Annotated in this window: 7 protein-coding genes; 6 read left to right on the top strand and 1 reads right to left on the bottom strand. The window is 67.8% G+C overall.

What is annotated here, in order from left to right; all coding sequences use genetic code 11:
* The first annotated feature begins 7 nt into the window (after positions 1 to 7).
* From WS69_RS05660 to WS69_RS05650, 3 genes are all read left to right on the top strand, one after another.
* Positions 8 to 2971, top strand: a complete 2964-nt coding sequence (locus tag WS69_RS05660) for a salicylate synthase (RefSeq protein WP_059469819.1) — start codon at positions 8 to 10, stop codon at positions 2969 to 2971.
* Positions 2972 to 3564: 593 nt separating this feature from the next.
* Positions 3565 to 3957, top strand: coding sequence for a VOC family protein (locus WS69_RS05655; RefSeq protein WP_059469818.1), 393 nt, complete (start codon positions 3565 to 3567; stop codon positions 3955 to 3957).
* A gap of 231 nt (positions 3958 to 4188) precedes the next feature.
* A complete protein-coding gene (locus WS69_RS05650; RefSeq protein ID WP_059469817.1) occupies positions 4189 to 5496 on the top strand; it encodes an O-acetylhomoserine aminocarboxypropyltransferase/cysteine synthase family protein in 1308 nt (435 codons plus the stop codon).
* Between the two features lie 163 nt (positions 5497 to 5659).
* Here WS69_RS05650 and WS69_RS05645 read toward each other — a convergent pair whose 3' ends face one another.
* A complete protein-coding gene (locus tag WS69_RS05645) occupies positions 5660 to 6508 on the bottom strand; it encodes an ureidoglycolate lyase (protein WP_059469816.1) in 849 nt (282 codons plus the stop codon).
* 564 nt (positions 6509 to 7072) lie between these two features.
* Here WS69_RS05645 and WS69_RS05640 point away from each other — a divergent pair.
* The 3 genes from WS69_RS05640 (at position 7073) to WS69_RS05630 (ending at position 10086) form a co-directional block, all read left to right on the top strand.
* Complete coding sequence (locus tag WS69_RS05640) at positions 7073 to 7897, top strand: IclR family transcriptional regulator (protein ID WP_059469906.1); 825 nt, start codon at positions 7073 to 7075, stop codon at positions 7895 to 7897.
* Positions 7898 to 7999: 102 nt separating this feature from the next.
* On the top strand, positions 8000 to 9403 hold the full coding sequence (gene iaaH, locus WS69_RS05635; protein ID WP_059469815.1) for an indoleacetamide hydrolase: 1404 nt from the start codon (positions 8000 to 8002) through the stop codon (positions 9401 to 9403).
* Between the two features lie 131 nt (positions 9404 to 9534).
* Entirely contained in the window at positions 9535 to 10086 is a 552-nt protein-coding gene (locus tag WS69_RS05630; RefSeq protein WP_059469814.1) for a hypothetical protein, read from the top strand.
* Positions 10087 to 10630 lie beyond the last annotated feature (544 nt).

Genomic DNA, 10630 nt, shown 5'->3' with positions numbered 1-10630 from the left:
GAAGCTCATGGAAACTCTTCTTCATCCGAATCCGAACGAAACGGCCGACGCCGTGGCCGCCGAACCCGACATCTCGTCCGCCGCGCTGCCGCTCGGCGAGCATTTGCGCCGCTGGGCGGCCGACCATGCGACGCGCACCGCGCTCGTCGCCGGCGGCGAACGCGTACCGTTCGTCGCGCTCGATCGCCGGGTCGACCGGCTCGCGGCCGCACTGCACGAGCTGGGCCTGCGCCCCGGCGACCGTGCGATGGTGCAGTTGCCGAACGGCATCGCGTTCGTCACCGTCTGCTTCGCGCTGTTCCGTCTCGGCGTGGTGCCCGTACTCGCGATGCCGGCCCAACGCTCGCATGACATCGACGCACTCTGCCGCATCGCCGAGCCCGCCGCTTATTTCATCGCGGACGGAATGGACGGCTTCGACGCCCGATCGCTCGCCGCCGACATGCTCGACGCGCATCCGTCGCTGCGCCGGCTCGTCGTCGACGGCGAGCCCGGCCGTCGCGACGATGATGACGATGCCGACGAGCGCGTCGTGCCGCTCGCGTCGCTCGACGCGCCGCCGCGCGCACTGACGCCGCCCGCGCCGAACGACGTCGCGCTGCTGCTCCTGTCGGGCGGCACGACCGGCACGCCGAAGCTGATTCCGCGCACGCACGCGGACTACGCGTATAACTTCAGCGCGTCGGCCGCGCTCTGCGGACTCGACGATACGAGCGTCTATCTGGCGGTGCTGCCCGCCGCGCACAACTTCACGCTCGCATGCCCCGGCATACTCGGCACGCTCGCGAGCGGCGGCACGGTCGTGTTGTCCGACACGGCGAGCTGCGACGAAGCGATGCCGCTGATCGCGCGCGAGCGGGTCACGCAAGTCGCGCTCGTGCCGCCGCTCGCGCAGCTCTGGGTGCAAGCGCGCGAATGGGAACGCAGCGATCTGTCGAGCCTGCGGCTCGTCCAGGTCGGCGGCGCGCGGCTGGACCCGGCGCTCGCGCGCCGCCTGCCCGACGTGCTCGGCTGCCGTCTGCAGCAGGTATTCGGGATGGCTGAAGGACTGCTGTGCTACACGCGGCTCGACGATCCGCCCGACACGATCGCGCATACACAGGGGCGGCCGCTGTCGCCGCGCGACGAAGTCCGCATCGTCGACGCGCACGGCCGCGACGTCGCCGCTGGCGACGTCGGCGAGCTGCTGACTCGCGGGCCGTACACGATTCGAGGCTACTACCGCGCGCCGGAGCACAACGCGCGCAGCTTCACGGGTGACGGCTACTACCGCACGGGCGATCTCGTGCGCCGCGACGCGGCCGGCAATCTGATCGTCGAAGGGCGCATCAAAGAGCAGATCAATCGCGGCGGCGAAAAAATCTCCGCCGCGGAAATCGAGCTGCTGATCGACGCGTTGCCGGACGTGCAGGACTCGGCCGTCGTCGCGGTTCCCGACACGCTGCTCGGCGAACGCATCTGCGCATTCGTGCGGCCGCGACGCGACGCGCTCGATGCAGCGACGCTCAAGCAGGCGCTGCGCGCACGCGGGCTCAGCGAATTCAAGCTGCCTGATCAGATCGAAATCGCCGCGCATTGGCCGTTGACGTCGGTCGGCAAGATCGACAAGCAACGATTGATCGCGATCGCCAAGGCGCGCGACGCCGCCCCGGCGCGACGCTACGTCGAACGCCATCTGAGCGTGCGAAGCGACCCGCTGGATCTGGCGTCGCGCATCATGCGCGCACTGCCGAGCCGGCACTGCATGCTCTACGAGCGCGGCGGCGAATGGAGCATCGGCATCGATTCGGCGCTGAGCGTGATCGTCGAGCCGGACGGAACAGTGCGCCGCAGCGACGGCGCATGCTGGCGCGACGCGCGGCCGTGCGACGCGATCGCACACGCGCTCGCGGACGTGAAGATCGACGCTTGGCGCGCATACGGGCGCGCCCATTTCGAGTTTTCTCATCTGACGTACGGCATCGACGGCGCGCGCGGCGACGAGCCGTTGCTGCGGCTCGCGATTCCGCAAAGCGAGATTCGCGTATCGAGCGGCCGCGCGCTGATCCGCAGCCTGGACCCCGGCGCGCTCGCGACACTCGTCGAATTGGTCGACGCACAGGACGCCGCGCAGCAGACCGAGCCCGGCGCGCGTCTCGAAACAATCGACGGCGAACGCGACGCGCGCGCGTACAAGGAGCAGGTCGCGTCCGCGGTGCGCGAAATGCAGGCCGACGCGTATCAGAAAGTGATTCTGTCGCGCGCGGTCGAGGTTCCGGCGTCGCTCGACACGGTGTCGAGCTACGTCGCGGGCCGGCGGACGAACACGCCGGCCCGCTCGTTCCTGCTCCGCGACGGCGATTTCGAAGCATATGGCTTCAGCCCCGAAACGGTGGTCGAAGTGAGCGCCGACGGCTTCGTCAGCACGCAACCGCTCGCCGGCACGCGCGCATTGACGGGCGACGACGCCGAAGACGCGCGTCTGCGGCGCGAACTGCTGCGGGATGCGAAGGAAATCGCCGAACACGCGGTGTCGGTGCAATTGGCGATGGACGAAATGTCGTCGGTCTGCGACGCAGATACGCTCGGCGTCAGCGAATTCATGAGCGTCTATCGGCGCGGCACCGTCCAGCATCTCGCATCGCGCGTGCGCGGGCGGCTCGCGGCGGGCCGCCACGCATGGCATGCGTTCGAAAAGTTGTTCCCCGCCGTCACCGCTTCGGGCATTCCGAAGCGCGAGGCGCTCGACAGCATTCGACGCCACGAGCAGCGCTTGCGCGGCTTGTACAGCGGCTGCGTATTCGTCGTCGACAGCGAAGGCGCGATGGATGCCGCGCTCGTGCTGCGCTCCGTGTATCGCGACGGCGAACGCTGCTGGCTACAGGCCGGTGCGGGGCTCGTTCCGCTGTCGACGCCCGATCGCGAATGGACGGAGACTTGCGAAAAGCTCGCTTCGGTCGCGCGTCATTTGCAGGGGCGGGCGGGCGGCTAGGCGCGGAAGCCGCGGGGCGGGGCGGCGTGACCACGGCGTGACGTGACGTGGCGGAAGCGTCCATGAAGCCGCACCGCGCGACACGATACCTGGCCGTGCGATTGGTCGGAACCAGTCGATGACGCGGCGGGCGAGCGCGGCAGTCGCGCAGCGCCGGAAACTTGCGCAAGCGGCTTCGCACGCATCGACATCGCGACGCCGGCCTTCGGGAGCAAGCAACGTCTGCCGTCGAAGCTGTTCCGACAATCGCCCGCCCGGACGCGGGCGCTGCGGCCGTCCGCCGCCCTCGGGACGAATCGCGCGTCGCAACGATGCGCCTGCGCCCCCTCGACGAAGCTCGATATCGTTCCGCAACCGGCGCTTCACACGGCGACAGCGGCGAACGATCCGAACATCGCGGCGGGCGGCGGACGGACGCCCGTCGCCTGGCGAATCCGCAGCCCTGTTCGCACGTCCCGAGCAATTGGCCTCGTCTCTGTTGCATGCGGCGAATCAACCGTCGAAACACCGCGCCGGCCATTCGACGCGCCCCATCACATCGCCTTCGACACGCGCTAGAATGACCGCTCCGGTTCCCTCCCCGACCGCCCGCCATGCCCGTCACCGGCCTCGATCACTACAACCTCCGCGCGCCTCGTCCGCTCCTCGACACGCTGCGCGATTTCTACGTGAACGCGGTCGGCTTGCGGCTCGGCGATCGCCCGCCGTTCCGGAGCCACGGCTATTGGCTGTATGCCGGCGCGCGAGCGGTGCTGCATCTGTCGGAAGCCGGGCCCGGTGAATCGCGTGCGCCGAATGTCACGAACACGTTCGACCACGTCGCGTTCTCCTGCAGCGATCTGCCGGGAACGATTGCCCGTCTGCAGCAATTCGACATCCGATACACGAGCGCCGACGTGCCGCTGACGCGTCAGCATCAATTGTTCTTCGACGATCCGGCGGGAAACGGCGTCGAATTGAATTTCATGGCGGACGCCGACGGCTAACGCTCGCGCACGAGCCGGCAAACGAGCACGCGAAGCAAACGAGCGACGAAAGCGCACGCACGATACGTCCGCGCCCGGCTCGTCGCCCGTCGTCCGCACGCCTGCGCACACCGCCCCGGCATTTTGTCCTGTCCGCGAATAAGCTTGGCACCAAACAAGCTAAAAGCGCGCGGCCGCGGCTCCTATAATCGGCCGACACCTTCACAAAAGCAGACCGATCGGAGACTCGTCATGACCGAACCCGCATCCGCCGACTGGCGCCTCGAGACCATCGCCGTGCACGGCGGCTATCGCCCCGATCCGACGACGCGCGCCGCCGCGGTGCCGATCTATCAGACGGTCGCGTTCGCGTTCGACGACACGCAGCACGGCGCCGACCTGTTCGACCTGAAGGTCCAGGGCAACATCTATTCGCGGATCATGAATCCGACCAACGACGTGCTCGAACAGCGCGTCGCGGCGCTCGAAGGCGGCGTCGGCGCGCTGGCGCTCGCATCGGGCCAGGCGGCCGTCACCTATTCGATCCTGACGATCGCCGAGGCGGGCGACAACATCGTCTCGTCGAGCACGCTGTACGGCGGCACCTACAACCTCTTCGCGCATACGCTGCCGCAGTACGGGATCACGACGCGCTTCGCCGATCCGCGCAACCCGGCGGCATTCGAAGCGCTGATCGATTCGCGCACGAAAGCGATCTTCGCGGAGTCGGTCGGCAATCCGCTCGGCAACATCACCGACATCGCCGCGCTCGCCGACGTCGCGCATCGCCATGGCCTGCCGCTCATCGTCGACAACACGGTGCCGACGCCGTATCTGCTGCGTCCGTTCGAGCACGGCGCGGACATCGTCGTCCATTCGCTGACGAAGTATCTCGGCGGACACGGCACGAGCCTCGGCGGCGCGATCGTCGATTCGGGCACGTTCCCGTGGGCGAAGCACGCCGACCGTTTCAAGCGGCTGAACGAACCGGACGTCAGCTATCACGGCGTCGTCTACACCGAAGCGTTCGGCGACGCCGCGTATATCGGCCGCGCACGCGTCGTCCCGCTGCGCAACACCGGCGCGGCGCTCTCGCCGTTCAACGCGTTCCAGATCCTGCAAGGCATCGAGACGCTCGCGCTGCGCATCGACCGCATCAGCGAGAACGCGCTGAGGATCGCGCAGCATCTCGCGGGGCACGAGAAGGTCGAATGGGTCGATTATTCCGGATTGCCGAATCATCCGGATCACGCGCTCGTCGACCGCTATCTGTCGGGCCGCGCGCCGGGCATCCTCACGTTCGGCGTGAAGGGCGGGCGCGCGGGCGGCGCCGCGTTCCAGGATGCGCTGAAGCTCTTCACGCGGCTCGTCAACATCGGCGACGCGAAGTCGCTCGCGACGCATCCCGCTTCGACGACGCATCGTCAGCTATCGCCGGAAGAGCTCGCGAAGGCGGGCGTGAAGGAAGAGACGGTGCGGCTGTCGATCGGCATCGAGCACATCGACGATCTGCTCGCCGATCTCGATCAGGCGCTGGCGAAGGTGCGAACGACATCGTGATCGAACGTCCGCGCGTTCGATCACGACGCGACACAACGCGCGCAACGGCGACGATCGACGCCTCGTCGCACACACGCCGTCCGTCACGCGAAGCAGCGGACGAGGCCGTGCAACGCGAACCGCTGCCGGCACATCGGCTGCCGCGCACCGACGCGCGGCGGCGTCACTCCGCCGCGCGCGTCGTCTGCCGCTGCTCGCCGAGACCCGCGACCCCGCAGCGCACCGTCTGCCCCGGCTTCAGATAGACGGGCGACGGCTTCGCGCCCATCCCGACGCCGGGCGGCGTGCCGGTCGAGATCACGTCGCCGGGCTGCAGGCTCATGCAGCGCGACAGATACGCGATCAACTGCGCGACCGTGAACACCATCGTGCGCGTGTTGCCGTTCTGATAACGCCGGCCGTCCACGTCGAGCCACAGATCGAGCGCCTGCGGATCGGCAACTTCGTCGCGCGTGACGAGCCAAGGACCGAGCGGCCCGAACGTGTCGAAGCCCTTGCCCTTGTCCCACTGGCCGCCGCGCTCGATCTGCCATTCGCGCTCGGACACGTCGTTGACGACGCAATAGCCGGCGACGTACGACAGCGCGTCGGCTTCGTCGACGTTCTTGCACGCGCGGCCGATCACGACACCGAGCTCGACTTCCCAATCGGTCTTCACCGACCCGCGCGGAATCTCGATGCCGTCGTGCGGGCCGCTCACCGCGCTCGTCCACTTGCCGAACACGACGGGCTCGGCCGGCACCGCAAGGCCTGCTTCCGCCGCGTGGTCCGCGTAGTTCAGACCGATGCAGACGAACTTGCCGATCCGGCCGACGCACGCGCCGATTCGCGGCTCGCCCGCGACGAGCGGCAGCGACGCGGGATCGACGCCCGCGAGCCGCGCGAGACTCGCATCGGACAGCACATCGCCCGCGACGTCGCCGATCAGTGCCGACAGATCGCGGATGCGGCCGTCGGCGTCGAGCAGACCGGGCTTTTCCTGGCCCACGGGGCCGTATCGAAGCAGTTTCATGGCAAGCGACCTCTTCAGTTCAGGACGGACGAAAACCCAGCGAGCTCAATTCAGGCGGCGCAGCGGCGTCGCGTGGGCCCGTTGCGGAATTTGTACCATCCGCGGCGCGAGAAGAAACGCTGCATCGCGGATAACGACTATTGGAGCAGACACTGGCGACGCGCATGCTCGGCGGTGGCGACGGCAGCCGGCGGCGTTCGTGGCCACGGGCGAGTCGCCGCCTGCGTCTGCCGCCCGTGCCGGCGGCCGACAGGCGCGACGCGCGTGCGCGTGCGCGTCTGACGTCAGCTCGGCTTCGACTCCACATTCCGCGCCGACTGCCGGTACGCGGCCGGCGCGCCGTTCCAACGCACACTTTGACCGCATCGATGCTCCGGCGGCGTTTTTTATTCAACAAATGCATACAAATCTAGCATTGGTTTTGCATTTGTTGATTATCATTGCTGTTGGAGCAGTTGCTTAATTGATTTACGAATCAACGGTCCATCGACACACGCCGCGCGGCCGCGAAGCATGCGCAGCACCGGCAATCGATGCGTCGCGTCCCACAAGATCAACCCACCGATGAAACCCACGAAAGACCGGCCGGCCGACGACGTCGACGAGCCGCAGGATTGCGAAGAGATCGAGCGCTATCGCGCGCCCGCGCTCGACAAGGGGCTCGACATTCTCGAGCTGCTCGCCGAGCAGAAGGAAGGCCTGACGCGCACCGAGATCACGAAGGAGCTCGGCCGCAACGCGAGCGAGATCTACCGGATGCTCGAACGGCTCGTCGCGCGCCGCTACGTGATCCGCTCGCCGGCCGGCGACCGCTACACGCTCAGCCTGAAGCTCTACGCGCTCGCGCATCGCCATCCGCCGCTCAAGCGGCTGATCGCCGAGGCGCTGCCGCTGATGCAGCGCTTCGCCGAGGCGGCCGAGCAGTCGTGCCATCTGTCCGTCTTCGATCGCGGCAACCTGCTCGTGATCGCGCAGGTCGACGGACCCGGCGCATGGGGAATCTCGGTGCGGCTCGGCTCGCGCGTCGGGCTCGTCGACACCGCGTCGGGCCCCGTGATGCTCGCGTTCCAGACGCCCGAGCTGCGCACGCAGATGCTCGCCGAGCATACGAAGGTCGAAGGCGAGAGCGCGCTCGACATGCACGGGTTCGACGCGCAGTTGCGCGAGATCCGCGCGACGGGCTGGCTCAAGCAGGAGAGCCGCCAGGCGTTCGGCGTCACGGACATCGCCTATCCGGTTCTCGGGCCGGCCGGCCACGCGATCGCCGCGCTCACGTGTCCGCACATGCGCCGGATCGACGCATACGTCGCGCCGCCGATCGACGAAGTCGCCACGCAGCTGCGCGACACCGCGAAGCATCTGTCGATGTTCAAGGAGACGTCCGCCTGACATCGATCTGACGAAAATGTGAAATCATCGAGGCCTCGTCGTTCCGATCATGCCGATCACGAGCGCTGCCTCCGGCGGCGCACATCACATGGAGACAGGCCAATGACGTCACATCGTGAAACCTTCGCTCAGTCCGCCGGCGTGCGGGACGTCGCGGATTCCGTGAACAGCGGGCGGACGCGCGCGGTCCAGCATGCCGAGGCGGCGCTCGAGCGCCTCGCGCTCATCGAGCCGCTCGACGCGATGACGCACGTCGCGCCGGAGATCGCGCGGCAAGCCGCCGCGCACGTCGACGCGCAGATCGCGAGCGGCCGCAAGCTGCCGCTCGCGGGCGTGCCGTTCGTCATCAAGGACAACCTCTTCACCGCCGACATGCCGACGCACGCCGCGAGCCCCGCGCTGCTCGGCTTCGACGCGACGCGCAACGCGACGGCCGTCCAGCAGTTGCTCGACGCGGGCGCCGTGCCGCTCGGCAAGGCGAACATGCATGAGCTCGCGTTCGGCGTCACGAGCGCGAACGGCCATTTCGGCGCGGTCCGCAACCCGCACGACCCGGCGCGCATCGCGGGCGGCTCGAGCGGCGGCACGGCGTCCGTGGTCGCGGCGGGCATTCCGTTCGGCCTCGGCACTGACACAGGCGGCTCGGTACGGATTCCGGCGGCGTTCTGCGGCGTCGCCGGGCTGCGACCGACGCTGCGCCGCTATTCGACGGAAGGCGTGCTCGCGCTGTCGCCGACACGCGATACGGTCGGCCCGATCACGCACGGCATCGACGATCTGCTGTTGCTCGATGCCGTACTGACGCGCGACGCAAGCGAACCCGCGCCGCTCGCGCTTACGGGACTGACGATCGGCGTGCCGGATGCGCCGTACTTCGACGGACTCGACCCGGCCGTCGCCGAACTGACTGAGCGCGCGCTCGCCGCACTGACGGGCGCGGGCGCGCGCCTGATCCCGCTCGCCGCCCGCGCGCTGTATGAAACGGACGACGCGTGCGGCTTCGCGATCGCCGGGTTCGAGGCGCTCGCGTACTGGCGGCGCTTCAGCGCCGAGCAACTCGATCTGCCGTTCGCGGAGTTCGTTGCACGGCTCGGCAGCGACGACGTGCGGCACATCTTCCAGATGCTGCTCGACGCGCCGCCGTCGAGCGACGCGTACGCGGCGGCGCTGGGCGTGCTGCAGGACATCGTGCGCTGGTACGACCAGGCGTTCCACCGGACGGGCGTCGATTGCATCGTGCTGCCGACCGTTCAATGCGAAGCGCCGCTCGTCGCCGACAGCGGCCACGACCTGCCGCCCGACGCCGCGCATGTGCTGTTTGCGCGCGTGATCCGTCAGACGGGGCCGGCGACGCTCGGCGGCGTGCCGTCGGTGTCGATTCCCGCGGGGCTGTCGAAGCACACCGGCATGCCCGTCGGGCTGATGCTCGAAGGACCGGCGGGCAGCGACCGGCGCTTGCTCGCGATCGCGCGTGAAGTGGAGCGGCTGCTCACGCGTACGGCGTGACGCAAGGCTGGCGCACGAGCCGGCGTACTGATGCGGATCGGGCGCGCGAATCCGCCGTGCGCGCGGCGCTACGCTAAAATAGCGCCCCCTTCAAAATACCGCCCGCTGTCGTCACTGACGGCGGGCGCCTTATGGACGTCATGGCCAAACTTCTGACCGATCTCGAATTCCAACGTTTCTCCGAACTTCAGCAGAAGCAGGCAAGCTTCACGATCACGCCCGGGGAAGCGGACGAACTGCGCGACATCGTCGCGCGCGCGCAGCAGAAGCGCGACGACCGCGCGGCCGCGATGCATGCGATCGAAAACTACGTCGCGCAATTCGAAATCACGCCCGACGAGCTCTTCTCCCCCGAGCAGATCGGCGAAGCCGCGCGCACGTACGGCCTCATTGCGGCGGGCAAGAAGGAGCGCTCGCTGCCGCCGTCGCTGACGGTCAACGGCAAGCCGTATCAATGGACGAAGACGCTGCCGGATGAAGTGCGGCTGCCGCTCTTCGACGCGTTCAAGGCGGGCGAATCGATCAAGCGCTTCATCGCGATGCCGAAGGACACTGCCCGCTGCGCGCTGACGGTCGCGCGTCTCGAGCGTGAGACGGGCGCCGTCTACGCGGAAGCGCTGCTCGAAGAGCTCGCGATCTCTCGCGTGCAGGTGGACGAGGCGGCGGCGAAGCTCGCGGCTTGATTCTTTTCCTCACGCATTCGGGCGTGATGGATTGGCGGATGCGCGTTCGTGCATGCCACCGGTGCGTCGCCGCCCGATGCGGTCGATGAAAAGCGCTGCGCGATGCGCGTCGGTCGAGTCTTCTCCCGGAAAACCTCACCTCTCTCCCGATTTCATATCCCGTAAGATCTCACCGTCGAGAAATCGTGTTGGTCGTGTTGGTCGTGTTGGTCGTGTTGGTCGTGTTGGTCGTGTTGGTCGTGTTGGTCGTGTTGGTCGTGTGAATCGTGTGAATCGTGTGAATCGTGTGAATCGTGTGAATCGTGTGAATCGTGTGAATCGTGTGAATCGTGTGAATCGCGTGAATCGCGTGAATCGCGTGAATCGCGTGGAACGCGTGGAACGCGTGGGGCGTCGAGGCCGTCAGCCGTCAGCCGTCAGCCGTCAGCCGTCAGGGATGTTGGCAGCCCCGACGGCTTCGGCAACATCCAACTCGTCGGCAGCCCTTGCAGCACTGGATTAAGAAGCGCCGACTACACCGACCGCATACCGCCGCGACGACAAC

The sequence above is a fragment of the Burkholderia sp. BDU5 genome, from assembly GCF_001522845.1.
In the GTDB taxonomy this organism is placed as follows: Bacteria; Pseudomonadota; Gammaproteobacteria; order Burkholderiales; family Burkholderiaceae; genus Burkholderia; species Burkholderia mayonis.
Note: the sequence above shows the minus strand (reverse complement) of the source record. Positions and strands in the feature narration are given on the sequence as shown.

Bases quoted from the DNA above. Each gene is read 5' to 3' on its own strand.
- WS69_RS05645 (WP_059469816.1), bottom strand. From the start codon at position 6,508: ATGAAACTGCTTCGATACGGCCCCGTGGGCCAGGAAAAGCCCGGTCTG.
- WS69_RS05650 (WP_059469817.1), top strand. From the start codon at position 4,189: ATGACCGAACCCGCATCCGCCGACTGGCGCCTCGAGACCATCGCCGTG.
- WS69_RS05660 (WP_059469819.1), top strand. From the start codon at position 8: ATGGAAACTCTTCTTCATCCGAATCCGAACGAAACGGCCGACGCCGTG.
- WS69_RS05640 (WP_059469906.1), top strand. From the start codon at position 7,073: ATGAAACCCACGAAAGACCGGCCGGCCGACGACGTCGACGAGCCGCAG.
- iaaH (WP_059469815.1), top strand. From the start codon at position 8,000: ATGACGTCACATCGTGAAACCTTCGCTCAGTCCGCCGGCGTGCGGGAC.
- WS69_RS05630 (WP_059469814.1), top strand. From the start codon at position 9,535: ATGGACGTCATGGCCAAACTTCTGACCGATCTCGAATTCCAACGTTTC.
- WS69_RS05655 (WP_059469818.1), top strand. From the start codon at position 3,565: ATGCCCGTCACCGGCCTCGATCACTACAACCTCCGCGCGCCTCGTCCG.